Genomic DNA, 23,108 nt, shown 5'->3' with positions numbered 1-23,108 from the left:
CGCGACTTCACCTATCGGAAAGGCGCCGGAAAGCCGAGCCTGGACGCTGCGCTAGAATTCAGATTCTCCACGCGGCTCGCCGGATCTTCACGACGGCGCCCCGTTCGACTCTGATCCTCCGACCCGTTCTGAACCCCATGGATATCGCTCACGATCTGCAGGTCATCGCCATTCAGGAAAAGACCCTCGTGTTTCCTCGCTTCGATGCCGACCGCGCGTGGCAAGTCGGCGCGTATCTGCATGAAGTCGCGAAAGCGCGGGGCATTGCCGCCGCGATCGACGTGCGCACGTTCGGCCAGCCGCTGTTCTTCAGCCTGCTCGACGGCGCGACGCCCGACAACGTCGACTGGTCCCGCCGCAAGGGCAACACCGTCGCGCACTTTCGCCGTAGCTCGTACGCGATCGGGCTGAAAATGCAGCTCGCCGGAGCGACGCTCGCCGACAAGCACGGTCTGCCCGCCACCGAGTACGCATCGCACGGCGGCTCGTTCCCGCTGACGGTGGAAGGCGCGGGCGTGATCGGTTCGATCACGGTGTCCGGACTGCCGCAGCGCGCCGATCATGAACTCGTGGTCGAAGCGCTGTGCGCGCATCTGGGTCACGACTACGGCAAGCTCGCGCTCGCGAAAAGCTGACGCGATGCGCGTACCCCCGTATGCGCTGCTCGCGATCGCGATCGTCGCCGAAGTGATTGCGACTTCCGCGTTGCGGGCGTCGGACGGCTTTTCGCGGCTGCTGCCTTCGACGGTCGTCGTGCTCGGCTACGGCATCGCGTTTTATTGCCTGTCGCTGACGCTCAGGAGCATTCCGGTCGGCATCGTCTATGCGATCTGGTCCGGCGCGGGCATCGTGCTGATCACGCTGGTGGCACTGGTGCTGTACCGGCAGGTACCTGACCTGCCGGCGATCATCGGACTGGGACTGATCGTCGCTGGCGTCGCCGTGCTGAATCTCTTCTCGAAGATGCAGGCGCATTGAGCGCCCGCGCAAGCCGCCACGATCACCGCCCGGGACGTAAATCGGCCTATTTGCAGCGCACGATCATCGAGCGGCCTTTCACATTCGCCGATGCGACGTTCGTGATGCTGCCGCCGGCCGCGCCGCCTTCGTCGTTATCCTTCGACACGATGTCGTAGCCGGTCGCGCCGCAGGCTTTACCCGCTTGCACGTAGCACGAGGCCCAGCTCGAGCCGGCGTCGGCGCCGCTGCAATTGACCGCGAAGCCGGTCTGGCCGTTCGGCAGATTGATCAGCGTGGTCGTGTTCGACGACGCGCAGCCCCCCAGCCCCGCGGCGAGCAGCAGCGCGGCAGGCCATGCGGCAGACAGCGACGCGCGACGCACGAGGGCAAGCGCGGCGCTGGATCGAAGGCAGTGGAATCGGCCGGCGCGCCGCGGTTGCGTCGTGAATTGCATCGTGTTGTGTCCTTTCATTCAGATGGAGGGGGCTGCCGGGCCGGCGTCGCCGGGGGCGGCTGCGGGACGCGATGGCGCGCGCCACGGCTCAGGGCGCTTCGACCGTGATGCCCGCCGCACTGACGAGCCGCCGGGCCTCCGCGCCTTCTTCAGTGGCCGCGTCTTCCCAGATGCTGATCGCTTTCGGGATGTCGATGCCGTGACTTTCCGCGTACTCAAACCATTTGTTCGCCGCATCCGGCTCCGGCAGTTCTTGATTCTGCAGAAAATATTTTCCCATATTGCGCTCGCTGGCCTCGAAATGACGTTGTCAAAGGTACCGTGGGATAGCACGGAGCATGCCGATCTGGACCATTCGACCCGCGCGCGCGACCGAAGTGCGACCCGGTTTCGGTTGCGGTGCGGGAGCCCGTTTCGCGGGCAGAACTTATCGCGCCGCGACGCGCCTTATCGTGATGGGGCGGCCCGCTCGCACACCCGGTGCAGCGGCGCGCCGCATGCTGCAGCAGCAAGGCGGCGCCGTCGTGACTGGCGCTAGCTCCCGAACCGCAACAGGAGGACGAAGATGGCTGAACGGGTCAGTGGCCCTTATCGCGGCTATTACATCAGCGCCGCCGCACGCCTCGTGCCGTTGGGCAGCACGTCGGGCACGTCGGGCGACGCGCAAGCCAAAGCGGATGGTACCTACGTCGGTTCGGTCAGCCTCGCCGAAGCCGGCCCGGACGATCCGCATCGGATTGAAACGCTGCTCGAACTCGGCGACCGGCAACGCTTCGCCAGCGAAGAAGAAGCGCTCGCGTTCGTCGAACGAGCAGCCCGCGACTATGTCGACCGCTTGCTGGATGGGCAGTGAGCGTGCCGGCGATTCCCGCGCGAAGGGCTTGCCCAACGGACCGCCAAGGCAGCGCCCGATGCCCGGAATCAGGCCCCCGCGCGCGCTGGACCGTGATCCGGCGGCGCGAGTACCATAGCGGGACCCGCGAGGATCGGCGGCACGCAGCGGCCTTCCGCGCGTGCTGCCTTCCCGCCGCCACCTTCTGACGAGGCGACCATGGAAATCCGTTTTCCCGCAGACGAGCCTGCTTACCGCGATTCCAACCTGACCGTCGTTTTTTCCGCGCTGGTGGACGGTGAGCCGGTGCCGTGCGCGATCTCGGTGGAAGCGCTCGAGGATCATTTCGGCGCTTACAGCGAGGACCTCGCAGGCTGGCTACGCGCGTTCGATGTAGGCCGTCCGCGCATCGAGGCCGTTGCGCGTGAGCATTTGCAGATCAGCAACGGCACACCCGTGCTGCTCAAGAGTGGCCACTTTCCGCCGGGGCAGATGGCAGGCTAAGCGGAACGGCCGACAGACCATCGGCGCTAAAGGCAGGGCGCTCGTCCAGTTCCCCGGTTTTCCCTCCTCCAACGCATCGCCAATACCTTGTCGCTAGTTCACGCCGCGTGCCGGCATTGCCTCGCGCGCCGCTTCGAAGCACCGCCTGATCCCTTCCTGATACGACGTCTTCCTGAGCGGCCCGATCAACGTCGCCAGCGCCGAATCATCGAGCACGACCGGCTCGGTCATCAGATAGTTCATCTCGACCAGTTCACGCATCAGCGGATTGAATAGCCCGAGCACGCGCAGCATGCCCTTGCCGGCGACCATCAGCTTCGGCTCGCGGCCCGCGAGCGCGTAGGCCTCGCGCGCCACTTCGTGCTGCGTGATCGTGCCGGCGCCCGCGAGATGCCACCAGCGGCCGTAGGCCTCGGGCGTGCGCGTCAGCCGTTCGACCACGGGGCCGACATCGGGCAGAAAGATGAATTCGTGCGGTACGTCGACGGGACCGAGCACCTGCGCGCGCTTGCCCGTAGCGGCGCCGACGAAGACGCCTTGCAACAGGCTGCGCTCGACCCCTGGTCCGTAGAAATCGGGCAGCCGCAATACCAGCGTTTCGAGACCATTCCGGCCATGCGCGGCCAGCACGAGCTTTTCCTGTTCGAGCCGCATGCGGCCCTTGAACGTGTGCGGCTCGCGCGGATGATCTTCGCGGATCGGATTGCCGCGTGCGCGCCCATACGGATACACGGTGCCGATCAGAATGAAGCGCTCGACGCCGGCCGCCGTCACGCCGGCCAGCGTTTTCTCTATCAACGGCGGATGCTGCGCGAACTGGTCGTAGGGCACGCCGACCAGGTAGATCACGGTCTGCAGACCGGCAGCCGCGGCGCGGGCCGAGGCGGGATCGTCGGGGTTCCAGGTGACGATCTCCGCGTGCGGGTCGTCACCGAAGCTGCGTTGCAATGCCTCGCGCGAGCGGCCGACCACCCGATAGTCGCGGCCCGCCGCGCCGAGCGCCGCCGCGATGCTTTGACCCGCCGCGCCAGCGGCACCGAATAGACCGACCTTTCCCGTGGCTTGCATCACGACTCCCTGAGATGGCGGCGCGACGTCGTCGCGTGCCGCTGTGGCTGCACAATTTGATAGACGAAAATTTACTGAACAGCGTTCAGTAAACAGTGTTCAGTTTAATTTGACTTTTCAGTTTGTCAATCTGAAAATTGCGAGTCATGGGAATCGCCGAACGAAAGAACCGCCAGAAGCAGGCGCTGCGCGAACGCATCCTCGATGCCGCGCGGCGCATCGTCGTGCGCGAGGGCTTTGCCGCGCTGTCGATGCGCAAGATCGCCGACGCGATCGAATATTCGCCCGCCACGTTGTACCTCCATTTCGCGAGTCGCGACGACATCGCGCGGGCCTTGTGCGCGGAGGGTTACGCGCAATTGCTCGCGACCTTCGTGCCGCTCGTGCAGATCGCCGATCCGGCCGAGCGGCTGAAGGCGCTCGGGCGCGCGTACGTGGCGTTTGGCGTCGAGCATCCGGAAACCTACCGGCTGATTTTCATGGAGGATCCGAGCTATACCGGCGCGGCGCTCGGCGGCGCGGCGGGCGCTGGCAAAGACGACGGCAACGCGGGTGATGCAGGCGGGGTCGGCGGCGAAACCGACGACGACCCCGGCGACGCCGCGCTGCACATCATGATCGACGCGCTCGACGAATTGCGGGCGGCGGGGCGTGTGTCGGCGTCGGTCGCGTCGATGGAGCCGGCCGTCTGGGCCGAGGCGTTGTGGGCGAGTCTGCATGGCATCGTCGCGCTGAATCTCACGTGCCCGGTGTTTCCGAGCGCGCCGCTCGAGACGCTCGTCGCGGTGACGCTCGACACATGGCTCGGCGCGCCGCAGGCCGTGGGGGCGGGCGCAACGAACGGCGCCGCAGTCCGCGGCAGAAAATCCGTCGCGCGGCGCCACGCCGAGGCCGCCGGCTCCACGGACCCAGCCCCCGAGCCCGCCACCAAACGCAAAGCGGCAGGCCCGTGATAACGTTCAGTTCCACTTCATCCCGCGCCGCCGCGCCCAGCTCTCCATGTCCACGTCAGCCTCGCCCGCCGCTAGCGACGAAATCGCGACCCACGTAGCCAACCGCATCGGTTTCATCGAACTGGAGCGGCCGAAAGCGCTGAACGCGCTGTCGACCGGCATGATCCGCGCGATTCACGCGGCGCTCGACCAGTGGCGCGAGGATCCCGAGGTGCTCGCCGTCGTCGTGCGCAGCCGGCATGAGCGCGCGTTCTGCGCGGGCGGCGACATCCGCTTCATGTACGAGGCGGCGCAGCGCGGCGACCAGCAGGCGCGCGACACGTTCTTCAGCGAGGAATACCGTCTCAATCACGCGATCTTCGTGTATCCGAAGCCGTATATCGCGTTGATGAACGGCATCGTGATGGGCGGCGGGATGGGCATTTCGCAGGGCGCGCATCGCACCGGCGGCCTGCGCGTCGTCACGCAATCAACCAGGATGGCGATGCCCGAAACGCGTATCGGCCTCTTTCCCGACGTCGGCGCGAGCTGGTTTCTCGCCCGCACGCCCGGCGCGATCGGCCGCTATCTGGCGGTGACCGGCGAGACGATCGGCGCGGCCGACGCGCTGTACGCTGGCCTCGCCGATGCATACATCGACGACGCGGCGTTACCCGCGCTCGTCGATACGTTGCGCGGCGAACCGTTCGAGCGCGGCGCGGATGTGGTTGCATGCGTCGAGCGTGAGACGGCCGCGTATCAGGTCGCGCCGCAGCCGGAGGAGAGCGCGCTGGCGAAGGCGCGGACGTTGATCGACCGGCATTTCGCGCTGCCCGACGTCGCGCGGATACTCGCGTCGCTCGAACAGGAACGCGAGCGCGGCGGCGACGCCGCGGAGTGGGCCGAGCAGACGATCGCGGTGCTGCGCGAGCGCTCGCCGCTGTCGATGGCGGTCTCGCTCGAAGTCGTCACGCGCGCGGAAGGGTCGATGGCCGACGTGCTGCGGACCGATCTCGATCTGACGCGCTCGAGCTTCCTGCTCGGCGATACGGTGGAAGGCATTCGCGCGCGCATCATCGACAAGGACAACGCGCCGCGCTGGCGTTTCGCGCGCATCGAGGACGTCGATCGGACCGATGTGGAGAAGATGTTCGACAGCCCGTGGCCGGCGAACGAGCACCCGCTAAGCGCTCTGCGCGGATGAGCGGCCACTGAACGCCCGCTGGCTCGCGCTGGCTCGCGCTGGCTCGCGCCGAATTCGCACTGAACGCACCGGGTCGCGATCCCGCCCGCGCGAATCTACGCGTTGCGCGAAATCACGCGCGCCGCGCTTATTCCTCTTCCTCGCTCGCCATGAACGCGCGCATGAACACGAGCGCGCCCCAGCCCCACATCGCATTCGCCGCGAAGCCCACCGCGAGGCGCGGCAGCATGTTGCCGCTCGGCCAGATGCCGCGCAGCGGATCGACGACGAACACGCTCGCGGCCGTCAGCACGATGCCGCCGAACACGAACGCGGGTACCCACGGCGCGTGCCGGTGCGGCGCGACGCGCAAGAGCCAGGCCATCAGTACGGCCCAGCACGCGCTCCAGATTGCGTTTGCAATGAACTCAGGCAGGCCGAGCGGCAAAAAAGGCGCGGTGGAAAAACCGCTGGGATCGATCATGCCGGCGGCGTGCATCAGCGCCAGCGTCGATTCGCGAAAGAACAGGGAAGCCAGAAAACCGGCGACGAACGGCAGAATAATTTTGTGCATGCATTGCACCGGCAACGTACAGGCGACGCGAATCGCAAGACCTGTACCGGGTGGTTGGAAACGAGCGCCATTATATCGACCGGGGTGCGGCGGCCGGGGCCGCGTGTATAAAGCGCAACAACCGTATGCGGTAACGCCGGGCTAATCAGGAAAGCGGAAATCCTAAGCTCAAAAAAATCGTTCAAAAGCCACGGACCGCTCCATAGACTGTTTCCTCATGCAGACGGCGCGGGTGTCGCCGTCATCCGTTAAATCGAGCGCTTCACGCGCACGCTGGTCGAGGAAAGCCATCGCAATGTCGAGCCTCACGCCGAATCTCCGTTGCCGCAGAGCCCGCGCGCCGTCGTGTTCGCGGTGCCGTCCGCCAGGCGCATAGGCTTTCGTTGCTTTGATGCGGCCGCCGATGGACTGAGTCCATCGTCCGTTTCTCAATCCTTCAACACGTCGCAGCGCCTTGCCGGTTGCCGGCTGATGCGCGCGGCCGGCGCTCGCGCCCACCGTTTTCAATCCGTCAAGAACAGGCAGGAGCAACAACATGAATGTGTTCTGGTTCATTCCGACTCACGGCGACAGCCGCTATCTCGGTACGTCCCAAGGCGCACGCGCAGCCGATTACGACTACTTCCGGCAGATCGCCGTCGCCGCCGATACGCTCGGCTACGAGGGCGTGCTGCTGCCGACCGGCCGCTCGTGCGAGGACGCCTGGGTCGTCGCGTCGAGCCTGATTCCCGCGACGCAGCGGTTGAAGTTCCTCGTCGCGATTCGCCCGGGGCTGTCGTCGCCGGGGCTCGCCGCGCGCATGGCGGCGACGTTCGACCGGCTGTCCAACGGGCGTCTGTTGATCAACGTGGTGACGGGCGGCGACGCGGCCGAACTGGCCGGCGACGGCGTGTTCGTCGATCACGACACGCGCTACGAAGTCACCGACGAGTTCCTGCATATCTGGCGCAAGCTGCTCGCGGCGTCGCACGGCAACGAAGCGATCGATTTCGACGGCAAGCATCTGCAATCGAAGGGCGGCAAGGCGCTGTATCCGCCGGTGCAGAACCCGCATCCGCCGCTGTGGTTCGGCGGCTCGTCGGCGGCCGCACACGATATCGCGGCCGAACACATCGACACGTATCTGACGTGGGGCGAGCCGCCCGAAGCGGTCGCGAACAAGATCGCCGACATTCGCGCACGCGCCGCGGCGCGAGGCCGGCAGATCCGCTTCGGCATCCGTCTGCACGTGATCGTGCGCGAGACCGAGGAAGAAGCATGGGCGGCCGCCGACAAGCTGATCAGCAAGCTCGATGACGATACGGTCGCGCGTGCGCAGGCCTCGTTCGCGAAGATGGATTCGGAAGGGCAGCGCCGTATGGCCGCGCTGCACGGCGGCAAGCGCGGCGGGCGCGGACAGCTGGAGGTCTATCCGAACCTGTGGGCAGGCGTCGGGCTCGTGCGCGGCGGCGCGGGCACTGCGCTGGTGGGCAGTCCGGAGCAGGTGGCCGCGCGCATGAAGGAGTACGCGGCGCTCGGCATCGAGACGTTCATCCTGTCGGGCTATCCGCATCTCGAGGAATCCTACCGTTTCGCCGAACTCGTGTTTCCGCTGCTGCCGCAACGCTTCAGCAAGGTCGCCAACGGGCCGTTGTCGGGGCCGTTCGGCGAAATCGTCGGCACCAGCTATCTGCCGAAAGCGGCGAGCGCGAGCTGAATGAACGCTAAGCGTGGAATGCGCGACACGCACACGACGATCGACAGGCAAGGAGAAAAGCCAACATGAGTGACACTACTTTGAGCGCGGGATCGGGGGCAGCCCCGCAGGCCGCGCCCACGACGCGCGCTGTCGCGCTGCGCCGTTTCGGCGCGCACCTGCTGCCGTGGCTCGCGCCGATCGCGATCCTGCTCGCATGGGAAATCGCCGCGCGCAGCGGCGCGCTGTCGACGCGCGTTCTGCCCGAGCCGCTCGCGGTCGTGAAGGCCGCATGGTCGCTGATCCAGTCCGGCGAAATGTGGGCCGACGTGAAGGTCAGCACGTGGCGTGCGGTGTCGGGCTTCGCGATCGGCGGGGGCATCGGTCTCGTGCTCGGACTCGCGACGGGGCTGTTCAAACCCGCCGAAATCGTGCTCGATTCAACCGTGCAGATGATCCGCAACATCCCCGCGCTCGCGATGATTCCGCTCGTGATTCTCTGGTTCGGCATCGAGGAAGAAGCGAAGGTGTTCCTCGTCGCGCTCGGCGTGTTCTTCCCGGTCTATGTGAACACGTTCCACGGCATCCGTTCGGTCGACGCGAACCTGATCGAGATGGCGCGCAGTTATGGCGTCAAAGGTTTCGCGCTGTACCGCCACGTGATTCTGCCGGGCGCGCTGCCGTCGATTCTGGTCGGCGTGCGCTTCGCATTCGGGCTGATGTGGGTCACGCTGATCGTCGCCGAGACCATTTCCGCGCAATCGGGCATCGGCTACATGACGATGAACGCGCGCGAATTCCTGCAAACCGACGTGGTGGTGGTCGGCATTCTGCTGTACGCGGCGCTCGGCAAACTCGCGGACATGCTCGCGAAGAGCCTCGAGCGCGTGTCGCTGCGCTGGCATCCGGCCTATCAGCGAGGAGCGAAAGCATGAGCGCAACGACGCTATCGACGACGTTCGGCGGCATCGCGGGCAGCGATCTCGAGACCGAACTCGCGCAGCCACGGCTCGCGGATCATGACGCGAACGAGGCTGCGCAGGTTGAGCGGGATGGTGCGGGCGGCATGCATTATGGCTCGCATCACGGCTTGCAACACGGCTTGCAAGCCGCCGCGCTGGCTCGCGGTGATGCGCGCCGCGCCACCGACTACGCGGTGCAATTGCGCGGCGTCGGCAAACGCTATGGCGAGCGCGAGGTGCTGTCGGGCTTCGATCTGTCGATCGAGCGGGGCAGTTTCGTCGCGATCGTCGGCCGGAGCGGCTGCGGCAAATCGACGTTGTTGCGGCTCGTCGCGGGTCTCGAAGAGGCCAGTTCGGGCGTGCTCGAAAAGCGCGCGGAGAACGGCGGTCCGCTCGACACCCGCATCATGTTTCAGGACGCGCGTCTGCTGCCGTGGAAAAGCGTGCTGCAGAACGTGATGCTCGGCCTCGGCCGCGGCGCGCGCGACGATGCGCGTGCGGTGCTCGCGGAAGTCGGCCTGCTCGAACGCGCGAACGACTGGCCCGCGCAGCTATCGGGCGGCCAGCGGCAGCGCGTCGCGCTCGCGCGGGCGCTCGTGCATCGTCCGCAATTGCTGCTGCTCGACGAACCGCTCGGCGCGCTCGACGCGTTGACGCGCATCGAAATGCATGCGCTGATCGAAAGGCTGTGGCGCGAGCATCGCTTCACCGCGCTGCTCGTCACGCACGACGTACATGAAGCCGTCGCGCTCGGCGACCGGATTCTGCTGATCGAGGAAGGCCGCATCGCGCTCGATCAGCCGGTCGCGCTTGCGCGTCCACGCGCGCGGGCATCGGCGGGCTTCGCCGCGCTCGAAGAGCACGTGCTGCAACGGGTGCTGAAAAACGCGCCGAACGACGACACGCTCGCGCATCGCGCGTACGAGCCTTATGACCCGTATGGTTTGCCCGAAGCGGGCCGTCTCACGCGGCCGAGCGAGGTGCGCTGGGCTGTCTGAGTTTTCCAGGTGAATCGATCCGATCCGTTCCGTTATCAACTGCTTCTGTGGAGTTATCTGAAATGAGCATTTCCGCCATCAACGTGCGCAATCAGTTCAAAGGCAAGGTCAAGGAGATCATCCGCGGCTCGGTGGTGTCCGAGGTCGACGTGGAGACCCCGTTCGGCATCGTCACGTCGGTGATCACGACGCGCTCGGTCGACGAACTCGACCTGAAAGTCGGCTCGGAAGTGGTCGCGCTCGTGAAGTCGACTGAGGTGTCGATCGCCCGGCTCTGATGACATTGCGCTAGTGCGAGCGGCGTGCGCGGCGGCTACTTCGCGTTTGCGCCGCTTGCGGGCGGCTCGTGCGACATGTGGTCGTTGGTCGGCTTGGCGGGACGCTTGATCGGCATGTTGTCCGGGTTGCTCGACCCGCCGGCGCCCGATGCCGCCTCGGGCGGTTTGGCCATCGGCGCATGGCTGTCCGGCGGTGCGCTGGCTGTCGTTTGCGCGACGGTTTGCGCGACGGCGCTCGCGCCGCCCGCGAGCAGCGCGGCCAGCGCGACGCCAGTGGCCGTCAAGCGGGCCCATTTGTCTTGCTTCATGTCGTTCTCCTTCGATGTCGCGCGCCATTGGTAGGCACGCGACCGTGTGCACGATTTGCTAGTAGCAGGCGGTGTTCCGGGGCCGTTGCCGGCGCGATGAATCGCGCTGCTAATGGTGCCGTTGCCAACTCACGCCGCGTCCAGACGCCAATTCCCAGACTCGACGCTCCAGCCCGCGGGCGTATCGGGCGCGCACACCTGCATCGGCCGATGAAACTTGCTAGGATGAATTGAGTATTCCGACGGAGACGGCCATGTCGAAGTCCTTGAGTCCCGAAGCGGTCGAAGCGTTGCGGCGTCTGAACGACGTCGGCGTCGGACAGACGGCGCCCGAAGTGGCGCCGTCCGTCGTAGCGGAGTTACTGGCATGCGACCTCGTTGCCGAAGCGGGCAGCGGTGGGGTCGAAATCAACTGCAACGGCCGGCAGTACCTTTCCGGCGATTGCAACTGATCCGCTGATCGGCGGCCGGCCGCACGGCCGGTGTGGAGAGCGAGGCGGCGCGTCGCGGGTGAGTCGCGAGCAGGTGACTGGTCATCGCGATGCCCGCTGGACGCGGGCGGTCGCTTGTCCGCGATCAGCCATTCGACGGAGGCGAGCATGGAGCCGAAGGGCGTCGACATGGGCGACTACCAGGCGCGCTATGGCGACTACGACATCGAAGTCGCGGTCGAACAGGCGCTGACCGGTGTCAAGGCGCATTTCCGGGTGTTGCGCGACGATTCGACGGTGGTCGACTGGCAGCTCGTGCATATCGATAGCTTGTGGTCCACCGAGCATGCGGCCGCGGAGGCGGCTTTTCGCGCGGCGCGCGAATTGATCGACGCGGGGCTGACGAGTTAGATGCGGCCAGGCGCGTCGTGGCGGAACGGGACACCACGCGAACCGGACAAAGGCACGGCAGGCGCGCGACCGAAGGGGGCAACAAACCTACGGCTGCGCGGACGGGGTGTCAGACGCGGTACAGCCGACGTAAACGCAACTGGGCGCCGGCATCGATACTGCATGCGCGGCGCCCAGTTTGATCGCTGCCTTCAGGGGCAGCGGATCCGACGGTACTGCTGGCGGCTTAGTGGCCGAAGAACACCGATTGCGGACCCGTCGTGGGTTCGCTACGCGTGCCCGATTGCGTCGACACGCTCTTCACACCACCGTACGCGTTCGATTGCGTGTTGGTTTGTTCGGCAGCGACGGTCTGTGCGTTCTGACCTTGTTGCGAAGCCGGCGCGCCAACCGCCGGACGATAGTACGGTGCCGGACCGTAGCCGCTTGCGAAAGCGGGAGCGGCGATCGAGGCCGAAGCGGCAACCAGCAGGGCGGCGATGAACTTGGTCTTCATGGTAGGACTCCGATAACGTTTCGACTGCATTTCAGGGAGATGTTGCAGGAGCCAGTGAACCAGGTGTCTGCAACTTCGATGGAAGGCAGTGTATACCCCTACTATCGAAAATTTGTATCGATAATCTGAAATTACTATTCCCGATCGAGAAACAATCGGTCAGACGTAAGCGCGGCAAGGCAGGCCGGTGATCCGGCCCTGTTGACCAAGCGGTTTTTGAGTCGTCAGGGAAGGCAGGAAGGGACGGTGCGAGGGCAGAAAATCGCAAAAACGTTGTGTAAAGCGCGGAAGGCCACCAGCAAAACTGGAACGGCGTCGTGATTGCTCACAACGCCGTTTGCTTGAATTCTTTTGGGCGGCTCATGAGGCTCGAACCCACGACGCTTCCGCATGCGGCCCCGCGTTGACGGGAATTCACTACATGGCGCCTACACGAGCGCCAGAAAGCAAAAAGCCCAGTCACGCGGACTGGGCTTTTTGCTTGAATTCTTTGGGGTGGCTGATGGGACTCGAACCCACGACGACAGGAATCACAATCCTGGACTCTACCAACTGAGCTACAGCCACCACTAACATCCGCTTGACTTGCTTTAAAAACCTGTCTCGCCGACGAAGAAACGAGATTATAGGGACTAGATTCGGGTTTGCCTAGTCCTTTATTCAAAAATATCGATGGGCTCGCGCAGATGCTGCCTTGCTTCGTCGAAGATGGTCAGATCGCGGGCCGCGAGACGCTTGCTGTCGGACAAAACTCGACGCCAGCCACGCGCACCCGCTTCGCCGCGATACAGCCCGAGCGCATGGCGCGTGATCGCACCGAGATAGGTGCCGCGCGCCATTTCGGCCGCGCAATACTCGATCAGTTTGGCTTCGACCTGCTCGCGCGTCAGCGGCGCCTGCGCAGAGCCGTAGAAGCGCGCGTCGACATCGGCGAGCACATAGGGGTTGTGATACGCCTCGCGCCCGAGCATCACCCCGTCGACGTGCTGAAGATGCGTGTCGACTTCGTCGAGCGTCTTGATGCCGCCATTGATGATGATCTCCAGCTGCGGAAAATCGCGTTTCAGCTGATACGCGTAGTCGTACTTGAGCGGCGGAATCTCGCGGTTCTCCTTCGGGCTCAAGCCCTTCAGGATCGCGTTGCGCGCATGAACGATAAAGACCTCGCAGCCGGCTTGCGCGATCGTGCCGACGAAATCGCGAACGAAGCCGTATTCCTCGACCGTGTCGACGCCGATGCGATGCTTGACCGTGACCGGCACCGATACGGCGTCGCGCATCGCCTTCACGCAATCGGCGACGAGTTGCGGCTCGTTCATCAGGCACGCGCCGAACGCGCCGCGTTGCACGCGCTCGGACGGGCAGCCGCAATTCAGGTTGATTTCGTCATAGCCCCATTGCTCGCCGAGCTTGGCCGAGCGCGCGAGGTCGTCGGGCTCGCTGCCGCCGAGTTGCAGCGCGACCGGCGCTTCGTCGGGCGTGAACGCGAGATGACGCGGCACGTCGCCGTGCAGCAGCGCACCGGTCGTCACCATTTCCGTGTAAAGCCACGTATGGCGCGAAATCATCCGATGCAGCGAGCGGCAATGACGATCGGTCCAATCCATCATGGGCGCGACGGAGATTCGGCGAGGGCTTGAATTCATTGGGTTTCGGCGCCAGCACTGAGCCTGGCGGGTGTTTGGGTGTTGCGTGATTGCACGCGGTTTCCGGGCGATTTCCGGTGGTTTTGCGCTCAGGTGCTGCATGTAGCACCGACTTCTGGTCTGTAGCACCGGCGAGACGGTGGGAACAATATCGGCGCGGGAGCGCAAAAGCAGGAGTATAGGCTACACCGCACAGATACGTCTGAAGGCAGGAGGGAAGGTCGTCTACACCGGGTCGAAGACCTTCGACCGGCGCCAGGCGGCGCGGTGGTGGATCGAGACGCATGAGCGCGAACTGGGCGCAGCCCGGCACGTTGGAGTCTGCCGCGAAGGTTTGAAAGTTACACGTTCAGTTTCGCGAACGATTCTAACGCTCACTGCTATCGCGGCGCGCAATTGACAGGTGATGCGCGCAGCGGAAGACGGTTCGCTGAAGATGCGGTCTCACGGTCAAGCGAGGCGCTCACATGCATGACGGTCGGAAAGCTGTCATTGCCGGGAGGCCCGACCGACAGACAAACGGGCTTGACCTCGCCGAGCGCGTTCACGCCGGCTTGCACAGACCGAAACAACTAAGTCGAGGCCCGGATCCAGTCAACTGCTGAAACGCTCGGCGCGAAACGGCGACGGATCCACGATGGGGACGTCCCCAACCATCATCTCGGCGAGCAAACGCCCGGTGATCGGCCCGAGAGTCAAGCCGTGATGCGCGTGGCCGAATGCAAACCACAAATCCTTGTGCCGGTTCGCAGGCCCGATGATCGGCATCATGTCCGGTGTGCATGGACGACGGCCGAGCCACGCCTCTTGATCCAGCCGCTGGCCGAGCGGAAAAGTTTGCCGCGCAATCGGCTCGATCGCGTCGAGTTGCACGGGGGTGGCCGGCGCATCACGGTAAGCCACTTCGGCGCCCGTGGTGAGACGGATGCCACGCGCCATCGGCGCGATCAGGTAGCCGATTTCGGCATCGAGCACCGGCTGATTCAGGCGCGCACCGTCCCGCGCCGCGTAGTGCATGTGATAACCCCGCTTGACGGCAAGTGGCAGCGCATATCCCAGCCGTGCGGTCAGCACATCCGACCATGGTCCGAGCGCGATCACCGCCGACTGGGCATCGATGCGGCCGAGCTCTGTCTCGACACTCCAATGCGGTTGCAGCGTCGTCGCATCGCCGGTCAGGACGCGGCCGCCGAGCTTCTCGAAGTAGCGTGCGTACGCCGTGACGAGCGCATTCGGGTCGCTGACGGAGTGCGCATCGGTGTAGCGCAACGCACCGATCAACGCATGACTGAGCGACGGCTCGTCGTGCCGCAATTGCGCGGCGTCGAGCGACTCGAACGCAACACCATATTCGTCTCGCCATTGCCCGGCGGCGCGCAGCTCCGCCTGCTGGGCGCGCGCGCTACGAAACACCTTGAGCCAGCCGCCGGGGCGCAGCAGTGCATGAGCGCCGGACGCTTCGACCAGCGCGCGATGCTCGCTGACGCAATGCTCGATCAATGTCGCATACGAACGCGCGATCGCCGCGTGACGATCCGCACGCGAGTGATACCAGTACCGGTACAGAAACGGCAGAGCTTTCGGCAGCGCGCGCGGGTGATAGCGCACGTCGAGCGAGCGGTTGCGCGCGTAGCGCAGCAGCGTGGCGGGGTCGCGTGGTAGCGCATACGGATAGACGCCCTCGCGCTGGATCAGCCCCGCGTTACCGAGCGAGGTCTCGTTTCCCGGCGCCTTGCGGTCAACGAGCGCGACCCGAAGCCCACGCTGTTGCAAATGCACGGCGACGGACACGCCCACCATGCCGCCGCCGAGTACCACGGTATCGAACTTCATTGTGTGTCACTTCATGCGAGTGCGGTGACGGCCACTTCCACGTCGAGGCCGGGCTTCATCAGAAGTGCCTGCACGCAGGCGCGCGTCGGCGCGTGGCCCGCCGGCACCCATGCTTCCCAGGCGGCATTGAATTCGTCGAAGTGCCCAGGATCGCTGAGCCAGATATTGGCGGTAATCACGCGCGTCCTGTCGAGGCCCGCTGTGGCGAGCAGAGCATCGATCCGCGTGAGGATTTCCGTCGTTTGCACGGTGATCGAGGCGCCGGCGGTATCGGGTACCTGTCCTGAAAGGTAGACGACGCCATTGGCTGTCACCACCTGACTCATGCGTGCGTTGGTTTGCAGTCGTTTGATCTCGTTGCTCATAAAGGGCCTGGGGAAAGTTAAACGGAGGACATGCCTGACTGATGCTCGCCGGCCGAACTGAAAATCGGCGGCGCGGTGACGATCGACTTCAGCGCCGGGTTCGGTTGCGCGAGCTTCGACAGATCGGGGCGTGGCCGGCGCAGGGTCGGGTCCTTGTCGAACGCGCGCTCCATCGCCCGGGCAACGGACAGCGTTTGCAGATCGCCGCGGAACGGCCCGACGATCTGCAAGCCGAACGGCATGCCGTGCCGGTCGACACCGCATGGCAGTGAGATCGCCGGATGCGTGGTCAGCGTGACCACGTAGGTCAAGGCCAGCCACCGGTAGTAATTCTCCTGCGCACGGCCGTCGATTTGCGCGGCGTAGAGTTCGCGCCACGGAAACGGCGACACAGGCGTGGTCGGCGACACGATCACGTCGTAGTGTGTGAACGCGGACTGGAAGCGTGTGAAGACGCGGGTTTGCTCCGCCTGCGCCCATGCGCTGTCGGCGAGCGTCATCGCGGCGCCCATTTCGTAGTTTGCGCGGGTGTTCGGCCCGAGCCCGCCGGGATCGCGCGCATAGGCATCGCGCAGTCCCGCAACGAAGCTCTCCGCGCGGATCACGTCGAAACAGCGATGCACGTCGCCGAGGTCGAAGCCGACCGGTTCGCAAGTCTGCACCAGCTTGCCGAGCGCGGCGATGCGCGAGCGAAATACCGCGCGGATGTCGTCGTCGACATCGCACGCACCGAAGTCTTCCGTATAGCCGACCCGCAGCGTGGCGAGATCCGATTCACGCAATGCGGTGAAGACGCCGGCGTCGATGTCGTAGCTGAGCGGATCGCCCGTCGACAGCCCCGCCGTCGCGGCGAGTTGCAAGGCGGTCTCTTCGACGTCCCGGCCCATCGGACCGACCACCGAGATGGGCGTCCATCCAAGCAGGCGCCGCGAGTTGGGCACGAGTCCCGCGGACGGCCGGAAGCCGACCACGCCGCATTTCGACGCCGGAATGCGCAGCGAACCGCCGGTGTCCGAGCCGGTGCAGACCGGCAGCATGTCGCAGGCGAGGGCGGCCGCCGAGCCGCCCGACGACCCGCCCGCATTCAATTCTGGATTGAACGGATTGCCGGTTGCGCCCCACACGGGGTTGCGGGTGTTCGCTCCAGCGCCGAGCTCGGGCACGTTGGTCTTGCCGACCAGAATCGCACCCGCCGCGCGCAGTCGTTCGACCAGCACCACGTCGCGCGACGGCACGTGGCCGCGCGACATCGGAGAGCCATAAGTGGTGAGTAGTCCCGCTGTATCTTCGAGATCCTTCACGCCGAGCGGCAAACCGTGCAGAAGCCCGAGCGGTTCGCCGGCCAACACCTTGCGCTCGGCGGCTTGCGCTGCCTCGCGCGCGGCATCGTAGCTGGTCGCGGTGATCGCGTTGACGGCGGGATTGACGGCTTCGATTCGCTCGATGCACGCATCGAGCAGTTCGACGGGCGAAATTTCTTTCGCGCCGATCATCCGCCGCAATTCGACGGCGTTGCGGCTGACGAGGTCATCGTGAGCGAACATGAGTTTTCCTCGATGCGAAGGTTTTCAGTTGAGTGCTTCGCCGGTGCGATCGCGCAGCCAGATCACCGGAACCAGCGAGATCGCGCAGGCCGCCGCGACGTACCATGCCGGCGCGAGCGGATTGCCGGTGTGCGCTACCAGCCAGCTTGCGATGAACGGAGAAAATCCGCCGAAGAACGACGCGCTCACCACATAGGTCAACGCGATGCCGGTCGCGCGCACGTGCTTCGGGAACAACTCCGGGATCATCACGAGCACCGGCACGATCTGGCCCGCGACGAACAGCGAAAGAAACGCGGACACCGCGCACAGCAACCACATCGAAGGCGCCGCCGACAGCCATGCGAACGCCGGATAGATGGTCAGCAATAGCGTGACACGCGACGCCACGAGAACGCGTTTGCGGCTATAGCGGTCGGCCAGCTTGCCGGCGATCGGCGCGGCGGCGAACAGCACTAGCGAACTGACGAGGCCCGCCACCACCGCCGCGGTCGGCGACAGATGCAGCGTGCGCACCGCATGGCTCGGCAGGAAGAACGCCGTGATGTACACGGACACCGAGCCGCCGAGTTCGGCGAAGGTGCCGAGAATCGTCAGTCTGAGGTGAGTGGTGAGTGCCTCCTTCAGCGCGCCGTGCCGCCGCGTGCCGCCGGACGACGCATCGCTCAGCGTTTCTTCGAGGCGCCGGCGGATCAGCATGCCGACCGGCGCGGCGACGATGCCCAGCACGAACGGAATGCGCCAACCCCACGCGAGTACCGCGTCCTTGGGCAGCAGCAAGTTGACAAGGGTCGCGACCGCCGCGCCTAGCGCGACGCCGAGCGCGGTCGCGGAGAAGTTCCAGCTGGCGAAGTAGGCGCGCGTCGAATCGGATGCATATTCGACCAGCAGCGTAGTGCCCGGGCCGAACTCGCCGCCGGCCGCGAAACCCTGGATCAGGCGTGCCGCAAGCACGATGAACGGCGCGGCCACTCCCGCTACCGCATAAGTTGGCGCGCAGGCGATCAGTGCGCAACTCAGCGCCATCATCATGATGGTGAGCACCATCGCCTTTTTACGTCCCGCGCGGTCCGCGTAGGCGCCGATCACGACGCCGCCGAGCGGCCTGACCACGAACCCGACGCCGAACACGCCGATGGACAACAAAAACTGATTGACGGGCGACGCACCCGGGAAGAACAGTTGGCCGATCTGGATCGCGAAGAAGCTGTAAATCGTGAAGTCGTAAAACTCGAGTGCGGTGCCCAACGTCGTCGCGGCGATCACCTGGGGCTTCGATAAACCGGCTTTTTGCAGCGCAAGCGTTGACACGGCGACGACTCCTTAGCCATGGACTCCGATGCGAGTTATCATATACGAGAAAAATATATTTCTCGTATACGACAAAACCCGCATTCGATTCGAGTCCGCTCATGCCGAGAACAACAGCGCGAAAGGCGCCCCAAGCCGTTGAACCTTCATCACAGATCGATCACCAGGAGGTCGGCGCGCGACTGCGCGAAGCGCGCAAGGGGCAAGGGTTGACGCTGATGGAGTTGTCCGAGCGCTCCGGCATCGCGGTGTCGACGATTTCGAAGGCCGAGCGCGGCGATATCGCGCTGACCTACGACAAGTTTGCGGCGCTCGCGCACGCGCTGGAGTTGGGATTCGACCAGCTGTTCGGACGCGCGCCTCGTGCGGGTGCGGGTCCGATCGTGCCGACGTTCACGGCGGCAGACCAGCAGATGGTCTACGACACGCCGAACTACGAGTACCACATGCTCGCCAGCGATCTGGCGGGCAAACGCATGGTGCCGATGCGCGGACATGTGCGGGCGCGCAAGCTCTCCGACTTCCCGGACTACATTCGTCACAGCGGCGAAGAGTTCGTGTTCCTGCTTCAGGGGGCGCTCGAGCTAAGGTTCGAAACGGGGGCGGTATTCGCATTGAAGCAGGGCGACAGCCTTTACTTCGATAGCTCGGTCGGCCACGTATATCTCAGTACCGGCAAGAAGCCGGCGGAAGTACTGGTGTGCTGTGTGGATACGGATGAGCATCGGCCTGCCGACGCGATTTGAAGTTGGTGGGAGCGGACTTTGGGTGCGATTTCTGGTGGTTCCAGGGAACCGAACCGGGCGCAGCAAGGTTTTATCGCCCGCCGAATAGCGTGGCACTTCCAACGCCATCGGACGCTCCGCGCGAACTCGTACATGCCCGGCGAATCGAGAAGGCCACTATCTACGGACATGACGCGACGGCCGACCGGCAACGCGAGTGACTCCCAGAATTACCGCGCCCGACCACGGACAGTCCGCGGCAAGACGAAACCTTCGCGGGCTAGACGAGCAGGCACCAAATCGCAACGCCCTGGATCGTGCATACATGGCGTGCCTCATCAATCGACGCTGACAGTAGAAGTTGTGACCGATTGCGTCTTTTGCCTCGTGCCAGCCTGCCGGCCGAGTTCCAGCAACGCGATGCTGCCGAAAATCATCAAGACCGCGATCAGTTCCAGCAGCCCGACGCGCTCGCCCACCCACCAGCCGATCAACAGCGCGACCACCGGCGTCACATAGACGGCGCTTGCTGCGGCGACCGCGCCCAGGTTGTCGAGCAGGTAGTAGTAGAGCAAAAAGGACGCGCCGGTGCCGAGCAATCCCAATCCAAACACCAGCCCCGTCGCGGCTTTCCAGTCGGACGCGATTCGTCCGATGCCGTGCGGATCGGTGAGACAGACGAGCATCAGCAGCGCCAGGCCCATCTGCCATGTGACGATGGCAAGCGGCGGAAGTCTGGTCGCCGACAGATACCGGCGCACGTAAATATACGAGAGCCCAAACACCATCGACCCCGCGAGCATCCACGCCACCCCGAGCGCGTTGATGGCTGCGTCCGGGCCGTTGCTCGACCACGGCCGCGAGATGAGCGCGATTCCCACGACGCCGAGCAGAACGCCGGAGCCCATCATCCGGTTCATGCGTTCATGGCGCAAAAATATCGTCGAAGCCATGCACGTGAACAGCGCGGGTGAAGCACCGAGCACACCGGCGATACCCGATGGCAAAAGCGCCGTGCCCTGCGCCATTGCGAAGTACGAGAAAGCCGTGGCGAACGCGGCCATCATCGCGAAGTGATGGAGATGGCGGATCTGGCCCAAACGCAACGCGCCTTTGCGCCAGGCCAGCACAGCAAGCGGTGCGAAACCGAAGAACACCCGCAGCAAAGAGATCTGCCCCGATGTGATCAGCGCGGAGGCCCACTTCATGTAAATGAAGTTGGAGCCCCAGAAAATGCCCAGCAGGACGAAGGCGGCATAAGTCCGAATCACGGTCGGTTCCCTCTGCAGTCACGGTTTTCCGATCGACGCCCGCCGACTCGGGAACCTCTGCGGCACTGTAAGGGCGAAGCGGGGCGCCATCATCGATTTTCAGATTGCTGATATATAGCGCAAGCCGCTTTGATGCAACGACACCGCGCGAAGCAAGATGCTAAGGTGATATTGCTCGCGTCGATCCGTCGACGATGGCTCACACGCCTCAAAGCCATGGAAACAGATATGCCTAACGCCGGTTGTGAGACGCTGCTTCGTGGCGATTCGCCTGTTCTCGTCGTGACGCCCCATACGGGCACAGCGTTGCCTGACGCGCTGCGCCAGCACGCGGCCTGGTTGCCGGTTGAAGGCCGGCTTGCCGATCCGGCCGGGCTTCTGTTTCAGGAAGCCGCGCGCCGCTGCGGCGCCACGCTGATCGGCGCGCGCTATCACCCATGCGTGATCGACTTCATGGTGTCGGCGCAAGGCCCGGCGCTGTCGGTGGACGCCGATCGCGGTGGACTGTGCCGCACGCACACGTCGCGCGGCGAGTCGTTGTACGACGCGGACAAACCGTTGACCGCCAGCGAGGTGGACCATCGTGTCGAACAGCTATGGCGGCCGTTTCATCGCGCCGTCACCGACGAGATTCGCCGCCTGCGCGCCCGGCACGACCACGTGCTGATGCTGGTGCCGCACGCGAGCTGGTGGCTGTCGCCGTTTCGTGCGGAATCGATGGGGCGCGATTGCAGCATCGGCACGGACCACGGCAAATCGTGTGATCGCGCGCTTGTCGGCGCGTTGACTGAATCCGCTACGGTCCAAGGCCGCTCGTGGGTCGTCAACGGCAATATCGCCGACGGTTTTACCGCGGAACATTATGGCGATCCCCGGGCGGGTCTCCACGTGATGAACGTCGAGATTTCCGGCCAGTGGCGGATCGACTGCGCATCGGAAATCGATCGGGCCTTCGAGGAGCCGCTTGAAAGCAATGCGCTCCCGGCGCCGCGTGAGACGAACAAGCGTGTCACTGACACGATGCTCGTGCCGTTACTCGATCGCCTCGAACGCGTACTGCGCAGCCTGCCTGCGGTGGCCTGCACGTACGGCGCGAACGACGCGGAAGGCGCGGAAGGCGCGCAAGGTGGCCGTAACCGCGGCGCACGTCAGATTTGACCGTTTGCGCCGCGCAGCCGGCCAGGTCATAAGGCGCCGTGCTACATTCGGTCATCAACTGAGCCGCCGGACATGAAAGAAAGCCTCCCCGAACAGTTTCCCGACTGGGACTTGCTTGCAAGCTGGGTTGCGGTCGTCGAAGCGGGGTCGATCTCCGAGGCCGCTATCCGGCTCGACATCTCGCAAGCCGGCGTGTCGCATCGCATCAAGGTGCTGGAAACGCTTCTCGACACCACGTTGCTCGATCGTGCAACCCGTCCGGCACGTCCCACTGCGGCCGGGCAGCGGCTCTTCGAGCACGCGACCGTCCTGTTGCAAGGCGCCAATCAGATGGTGGAGAGCGTGCGCAGCGTCACCCGCGCCAAACGCGTGGTCGTGCGGCTTGGTTGCGTCGATTCCTTCGCCGCCACCATGGGGCCGATCGTCATTCGCGCACTCGCTGGGACGTCGCATCAGATCCGGCTCTGGTCGGGTATCGGCCCGACGCTCGAAGCGCAACTCGAAGCACGGCAGGTCGATATCGCCGTGACGACATCGGGGCAGACGGGCGCGCCGGGCATCATCCGCCAGCGCCTTTTCTCCGAGCCTTATCTCGTCGTACTGCCGCGAAACTTCGAGATCGATCGCTATGGGACGTTGACGGATCTCGCGCGACATCTGCAGCTGATTCGCTACAGTGCGCGGTCCGTCATCGGTCAGCACGTGGACGGCTATCTCGCCGCGAACGCGGAAAGCATTGAACGCACGTACGAACTCGATGCCACCGACCCCTTGCTGAGCCTCGTTGCGGCCGGACTCGGCTTTGCGCTGACCACGCCGATGTGTTTGTGGCAGTCGCGTCAGTATCTGAACGATGTGCGGGTCGTGCCGCTCACTTCCTTCTCCCGGCACGGCCGTCCTTATCAGACGCTCAGCCGCTCGTTCTATCTCGCGTTTCGCGAGAACGAACTGGGCAAACTACCTGGCGATATCTTCGACCTGCTGCGCCAGACCTTTCAGCGTCAGGTCGGGCGGGACATCGCGGCGGCGTTGTCGCTCAGCCCCGAAGACGTCTACACGATGGACGGCCCCTGAAACGAAGCGCTGTACAAGCACCACCGATCCTAAACATAAACGGCATTGGCTTAATCGGCACTTGCACGAAGACGGGCTAGTCTTGTGCCTGACACCGACCGGTCGGAAGCAGCGC

The 23,108-nt window shown here is 64.8% G+C and carries 28 protein-coding genes and 1 tRNA gene; 15 read left to right on the top strand and 14 right to left on the bottom strand.

Features of this window, described 5'->3' with window-relative positions; translation table 11 throughout:
• Window positions 1-137 precede the first annotated feature (137 nt).
• Together L0U84_RS12030 and L0U84_RS12025 are read left to right on the top strand one after the other, a co-directional pair.
• A complete protein-coding gene (locus L0U84_RS12030) occupies window positions 138-635 on the top strand; it encodes a heme-degrading domain-containing protein (RefSeq protein ID WP_233850112.1) in 498 nt (165 codons plus the stop codon).
• A 4-nt stretch (window positions 636-639) separates the two neighbouring features.
• A complete protein-coding gene (locus L0U84_RS12025) occupies window positions 640-978 on the top strand; it encodes a DMT family transporter (protein WP_233850110.1) in 339 nt (112 codons plus the stop codon).
• Between the two features lie 46 nt (window positions 979-1,024).
• Here the strand turns inward: L0U84_RS12025 and L0U84_RS12020 are convergent, their stop codons facing one another.
• Both L0U84_RS12020 and L0U84_RS12015 read right to left on the bottom strand, forming a co-directional pair.
• Window positions 1,025-1,414, bottom strand: coding sequence for a hypothetical protein (locus L0U84_RS12020; RefSeq protein ID WP_233850108.1), 390 nt, complete (start codon window positions 1,412-1,414; stop codon window positions 1,025-1,027).
• An 88-nt stretch (window positions 1,415-1,502) separates the two neighbouring features.
• Complete coding sequence (locus L0U84_RS12015) at window positions 1,503-1,694, bottom strand: hypothetical protein (protein ID WP_129957473.1); 192 nt, start codon at window positions 1,692-1,694, stop codon at window positions 1,503-1,505.
• A gap of 285 nt (window positions 1,695-1,979) precedes the next feature.
• On the opposite strand from L0U84_RS12015, the gene L0U84_RS12010 reads away from it, so the two are divergent.
• Window positions 1,980-2,267, top strand: a complete 288-nt coding sequence (locus tag L0U84_RS12010; RefSeq protein ID WP_233850106.1) for a hypothetical protein — start codon at window positions 1,980-1,982, stop codon at window positions 2,265-2,267.
• A 198-nt stretch (window positions 2,268-2,465) separates the two neighbouring features.
• Entirely contained in the window at window positions 2,466-2,750 is a 285-nt protein-coding gene (locus L0U84_RS12005; RefSeq protein WP_233850104.1) for a DUF1488 domain-containing protein, read from the top strand.
• 93 nt (window positions 2,751-2,843) lie between these two features.
• Here L0U84_RS12005 and L0U84_RS12000 read toward each other — a convergent pair whose 3' ends face one another.
• Window positions 2,844-3,818 (bottom strand): NAD-dependent epimerase/dehydratase family protein, encoded by a 975-nt coding sequence (locus L0U84_RS12000; RefSeq protein WP_233850102.1) that lies wholly within the window; start codon window positions 3,816-3,818, stop codon window positions 2,844-2,846.
• A gap of 146 nt (window positions 3,819-3,964) precedes the next feature.
• Between L0U84_RS12000 and L0U84_RS11995 the strand changes: the two genes are divergently transcribed.
• On the top strand, window positions 3,965-4,771 hold the full coding sequence (locus L0U84_RS11995) for a TetR/AcrR family transcriptional regulator (protein ID WP_233850100.1): 807 nt from the start codon (window positions 3,965-3,967) through the stop codon (window positions 4,769-4,771).
• Between the two features lie 46 nt (window positions 4,772-4,817).
• Window positions 4,818-5,954, top strand: a complete 1,137-nt coding sequence (locus L0U84_RS11990; RefSeq protein WP_233850098.1) for an enoyl-CoA hydratase/isomerase family protein — start codon at window positions 4,818-4,820, stop codon at window positions 5,952-5,954.
• Window positions 5,955-6,081: 127 nt separating this feature from the next.
• Here L0U84_RS11990 and L0U84_RS11985 read toward each other — a convergent pair whose 3' ends face one another.
• Both L0U84_RS11985 and L0U84_RS11980 read right to left on the bottom strand, forming a co-directional pair.
• Complete coding sequence (locus L0U84_RS11985) at window positions 6,082-6,507, bottom strand: hypothetical protein (RefSeq protein ID WP_233850096.1); 426 nt, start codon at window positions 6,505-6,507, stop codon at window positions 6,082-6,084.
• Between the two features lie 168 nt (window positions 6,508-6,675).
• A complete protein-coding gene (locus L0U84_RS11980) occupies window positions 6,676-7,062 on the bottom strand; it encodes a hypothetical protein (RefSeq protein ID WP_233850095.1) in 387 nt (128 codons plus the stop codon).
• Here L0U84_RS11980 and ssuD point away from each other — a divergent pair.
• From ssuD to L0U84_RS11960, 4 genes are all read left to right on the top strand, one after another.
• A complete protein-coding gene (ssuD, locus tag L0U84_RS11975; RefSeq protein ID WP_233850094.1) occupies window positions 7,043-8,203 on the top strand; it encodes an FMNH2-dependent alkanesulfonate monooxygenase in 1,161 nt (386 codons plus the stop codon). The genes L0U84_RS11980 and ssuD overlap by 20 nt on opposite strands.
• A gap of 65 nt (window positions 8,204-8,268) precedes the next feature.
• Window positions 8,269-9,117 (top strand): aliphatic sulfonate ABC transporter permease SsuC, encoded by an 849-nt coding sequence (gene ssuC / locus L0U84_RS11970; RefSeq protein WP_233850093.1) that lies wholly within the window; start codon window positions 8,269-8,271, stop codon window positions 9,115-9,117.
• Window positions 9,114-10,142, top strand: a complete 1,029-nt coding sequence (locus tag L0U84_RS11965) for an ATP-binding cassette domain-containing protein (RefSeq protein WP_233850092.1) — start codon at window positions 9,114-9,116, stop codon at window positions 10,140-10,142. Before ssuC ends, L0U84_RS11965 begins: the two co-directional genes overlap by 4 nt.
• A 62-nt stretch (window positions 10,143-10,204) precedes the next feature.
• Window positions 10,205-10,420 carry a TOBE domain-containing protein gene (locus L0U84_RS11960; protein ID WP_115782798.1) on the top strand — a complete coding sequence of 72 codons (216 nt, stop codon included), beginning with the start codon at window positions 10,205-10,207 and terminating at the stop codon, window positions 10,418-10,420.
• A gap of 35 nt (window positions 10,421-10,455) precedes the next feature.
• On the opposite strand, the gene L0U84_RS11955 is transcribed toward L0U84_RS11960, so the two are convergent.
• Window positions 10,456-10,728 carry a hypothetical protein gene (locus L0U84_RS11955; protein WP_233850091.1) on the bottom strand — a complete coding sequence of 91 codons (273 nt, stop codon included), beginning with the start codon at window positions 10,726-10,728 and terminating at the stop codon, window positions 10,456-10,458.
• A 254-nt stretch (window positions 10,729-10,982) separates the two neighbouring features.
• On the opposite strand from L0U84_RS11955, the gene L0U84_RS11950 reads away from it, so the two are divergent.
• Together L0U84_RS11950 and L0U84_RS11945 are read left to right on the top strand one after the other, a co-directional pair.
• On the top strand, window positions 10,983-11,180 hold the full coding sequence (locus L0U84_RS11950; protein WP_129957461.1) for a hypothetical protein: 198 nt from the start codon (window positions 10,983-10,985) through the stop codon (window positions 11,178-11,180).
• Between the two features lie 147 nt (window positions 11,181-11,327).
• Window positions 11,328-11,570, top strand: a complete 243-nt coding sequence (locus L0U84_RS11945) for a DUF6566 family protein (RefSeq protein WP_233850090.1) — start codon at window positions 11,328-11,330, stop codon at window positions 11,568-11,570.
• 226 nt (window positions 11,571-11,796) lie between these two features.
• On the opposite strand, the gene L0U84_RS11940 is transcribed toward L0U84_RS11945, so the two are convergent.
• The 7 genes from L0U84_RS11940 to L0U84_RS11910 form a co-directional block, all read right to left on the bottom strand.
• Complete coding sequence (locus L0U84_RS11940) at window positions 11,797-12,066, bottom strand: hypothetical protein (RefSeq protein ID WP_233850089.1); 270 nt, start codon at window positions 12,064-12,066, stop codon at window positions 11,797-11,799.
• Between the two features lie 491 nt (window positions 12,067-12,557).
• Window positions 12,558-12,633, bottom strand: a tRNA-His gene (locus L0U84_RS11935).
• Between the two features lie 89 nt (window positions 12,634-12,722).
• Window positions 12,723-13,712 (bottom strand): tRNA dihydrouridine(20/20a) synthase DusA, encoded by a 990-nt coding sequence (dusA, locus tag L0U84_RS11930; protein ID WP_233850087.1) that lies wholly within the window; start codon window positions 13,710-13,712, stop codon window positions 12,723-12,725.
• 594 nt (window positions 13,713-14,306) lie between these two features.
• Entirely contained in the window at window positions 14,307-15,545 is a 1,239-nt protein-coding gene (locus tag L0U84_RS11925) for an NAD(P)/FAD-dependent oxidoreductase (RefSeq protein WP_233850085.1), read from the bottom strand.
• Between the two features lie 11 nt (window positions 15,546-15,556).
• On the bottom strand, window positions 15,557-15,910 hold the full coding sequence (locus L0U84_RS11920; protein WP_233850083.1) for a RidA family protein: 354 nt from the start codon (window positions 15,908-15,910) through the stop codon (window positions 15,557-15,559).
• 17 nt (window positions 15,911-15,927) lie between these two features.
• A complete protein-coding gene (locus L0U84_RS11915; RefSeq protein WP_233850081.1) occupies window positions 15,928-17,454 on the bottom strand; it encodes an amidase in 1,527 nt (508 codons plus the stop codon).
• Window positions 17,455-17,478: 24 nt separating this feature from the next.
• Window positions 17,479-18,765 (bottom strand): MFS transporter, encoded by a 1,287-nt coding sequence (locus L0U84_RS11910; protein ID WP_233850079.1) that lies wholly within the window; start codon window positions 18,763-18,765, stop codon window positions 17,479-17,481.
• Between the two features lie 101 nt (window positions 18,766-18,866).
• Here L0U84_RS11910 and L0U84_RS11905 point away from each other — a divergent pair, with 101 nt between their 5' ends.
• Window positions 18,867-19,511 carry a helix-turn-helix domain-containing protein gene (locus tag L0U84_RS11905; protein ID WP_233850077.1) on the top strand — a complete coding sequence of 215 codons (645 nt, stop codon included), beginning with the start codon at window positions 18,867-18,869 and terminating at the stop codon, window positions 19,509-19,511.
• 317 nt (window positions 19,512-19,828) lie between these two features.
• Here the strand turns inward: L0U84_RS11905 and L0U84_RS11900 are convergent, their stop codons facing one another.
• Window positions 19,829-20,761, bottom strand: coding sequence for a DMT family transporter (locus tag L0U84_RS11900; protein WP_233850075.1), 933 nt, complete (start codon window positions 20,759-20,761; stop codon window positions 19,829-19,831).
• Between the two features lie 228 nt (window positions 20,762-20,989).
• Here L0U84_RS11900 and L0U84_RS11895 point away from each other — a divergent pair, with 228 nt between their 5' ends.
• Together L0U84_RS11895 and L0U84_RS11890 are read left to right on the top strand one after the other, a co-directional pair.
• Entirely contained in the window at window positions 20,990-21,919 is a 930-nt protein-coding gene (locus tag L0U84_RS11895) for an N-formylglutamate amidohydrolase (RefSeq protein ID WP_233850073.1), read from the top strand.
• 72 nt (window positions 21,920-21,991) lie between these two features.
• On the top strand, window positions 21,992-22,993 hold the full coding sequence (locus tag L0U84_RS11890; RefSeq protein ID WP_233850072.1) for a LysR family transcriptional regulator: 1,002 nt from the start codon (window positions 21,992-21,994) through the stop codon (window positions 22,991-22,993).
• Window positions 22,994-23,108 lie beyond the last annotated feature (115 nt).

Origin of the sequence: Paraburkholderia sp. HD33-4 (assembly GCF_021390635.1) — a bacterium.
Taxonomy (GTDB): domain Bacteria; phylum Pseudomonadota; class Gammaproteobacteria; order Burkholderiales; family Burkholderiaceae; genus Paraburkholderia.
The sequence above is the reverse complement of the archived record's forward strand: the minus strand, read 5'-3'. Positions and strand labels throughout refer to the sequence as shown.

What these genes read in the sequence shown, in the direction of transcription:
- L0U84_RS12030 (WP_233850112.1), top strand. Translation starts at nt 138, where the DNA reads ATGGATATCGCTCACGATCTGCAGGTCATCGCCATTCAGGAAAAGACC.
- L0U84_RS12025 (WP_233850110.1), top strand. Translation starts at nt 640, where the DNA reads ATGCGCGTACCCCCGTATGCGCTGCTCGCGATCGCGATCGTCGCCGAA.
- L0U84_RS12020 (WP_233850108.1), bottom strand. Translation starts at nt 1,414, where the DNA reads ATGCAATTCACGACGCAACCGCGGCGCGCCGGCCGATTCCACTGCCTT.
- L0U84_RS12015 (WP_129957473.1), bottom strand. Translation starts at nt 1,694, where the DNA reads ATGGGAAAATATTTTCTGCAGAATCAAGAACTGCCGGAGCCGGATGCG.
- L0U84_RS12010 (WP_233850106.1), top strand. Translation starts at nt 1,980, where the DNA reads ATGGCTGAACGGGTCAGTGGCCCTTATCGCGGCTATTACATCAGCGCC.
- L0U84_RS12005 (WP_233850104.1), top strand. Translation starts at nt 2,466, where the DNA reads ATGGAAATCCGTTTTCCCGCAGACGAGCCTGCTTACCGCGATTCCAAC.
- L0U84_RS12000 (WP_233850102.1), bottom strand. Translation starts at nt 3,818, where the DNA reads ATGCAAGCCACGGGAAAGGTCGGTCTATTCGGTGCCGCTGGCGCGGCG.
- L0U84_RS11995 (WP_233850100.1), top strand. Translation starts at nt 3,965, where the DNA reads ATGGGAATCGCCGAACGAAAGAACCGCCAGAAGCAGGCGCTGCGCGAA.
- L0U84_RS11990 (WP_233850098.1), top strand. Translation starts at nt 4,818, where the DNA reads ATGTCCACGTCAGCCTCGCCCGCCGCTAGCGACGAAATCGCGACCCAC.
- L0U84_RS11985 (WP_233850096.1), bottom strand. Translation starts at nt 6,507, where the DNA reads ATGCACAAAATTATTCTGCCGTTCGTCGCCGGTTTTCTGGCTTCCCTG.
- ssuD (WP_233850094.1), top strand. Translation starts at nt 7,043, where the DNA reads ATGAATGTGTTCTGGTTCATTCCGACTCACGGCGACAGCCGCTATCTC.
- L0U84_RS11980 (WP_233850095.1), bottom strand. Translation starts at nt 7,062, where the DNA reads ATGAACCAGAACACATTCATGTTGTTGCTCCTGCCTGTTCTTGACGGA.
- ssuC (WP_233850093.1), top strand. Translation starts at nt 8,269, where the DNA reads ATGAGTGACACTACTTTGAGCGCGGGATCGGGGGCAGCCCCGCAGGCC.
- L0U84_RS11965 (WP_233850092.1), top strand. Translation starts at nt 9,114, where the DNA reads ATGAGCGCAACGACGCTATCGACGACGTTCGGCGGCATCGCGGGCAGC.
- L0U84_RS11960 (WP_115782798.1), top strand. Translation starts at nt 10,205, where the DNA reads ATGAGCATTTCCGCCATCAACGTGCGCAATCAGTTCAAAGGCAAGGTC.
- L0U84_RS11955 (WP_233850091.1), bottom strand. Translation starts at nt 10,728, where the DNA reads ATGAAGCAAGACAAATGGGCCCGCTTGACGGCCACTGGCGTCGCGCTG.
- L0U84_RS11950 (WP_129957461.1), top strand. Translation starts at nt 10,983, where the DNA reads ATGTCGAAGTCCTTGAGTCCCGAAGCGGTCGAAGCGTTGCGGCGTCTG.
- L0U84_RS11945 (WP_233850090.1), top strand. Translation starts at nt 11,328, where the DNA reads ATGGAGCCGAAGGGCGTCGACATGGGCGACTACCAGGCGCGCTATGGC.
- L0U84_RS11940 (WP_233850089.1), bottom strand. Translation starts at nt 12,066, where the DNA reads ATGAAGACCAAGTTCATCGCCGCCCTGCTGGTTGCCGCTTCGGCCTCG.
- dusA (WP_233850087.1), bottom strand. Translation starts at nt 13,712, where the DNA reads ATGAATTCAAGCCCTCGCCGAATCTCCGTCGCGCCCATGATGGATTGG.
- L0U84_RS11925 (WP_233850085.1), bottom strand. Translation starts at nt 15,545, where the DNA reads ATGAAGTTCGATACCGTGGTACTCGGCGGCGGCATGGTGGGCGTGTCC.
- L0U84_RS11920 (WP_233850083.1), bottom strand. Translation starts at nt 15,910, where the DNA reads ATGAGCAACGAGATCAAACGACTGCAAACCAACGCACGCATGAGTCAG.
- L0U84_RS11915 (WP_233850081.1), bottom strand. Translation starts at nt 17,454, where the DNA reads ATGTTCGCTCACGATGACCTCGTCAGCCGCAACGCCGTCGAATTGCGG.
- L0U84_RS11905 (WP_233850077.1), top strand. Translation starts at nt 18,867, where the DNA reads ATGCCGAGAACAACAGCGCGAAAGGCGCCCCAAGCCGTTGAACCTTCA.
- L0U84_RS11895 (WP_233850073.1), top strand. Translation starts at nt 20,990, where the DNA reads ATGCCTAACGCCGGTTGTGAGACGCTGCTTCGTGGCGATTCGCCTGTT.
- L0U84_RS11890 (WP_233850072.1), top strand. Translation starts at nt 21,992, where the DNA reads ATGAAAGAAAGCCTCCCCGAACAGTTTCCCGACTGGGACTTGCTTGCA.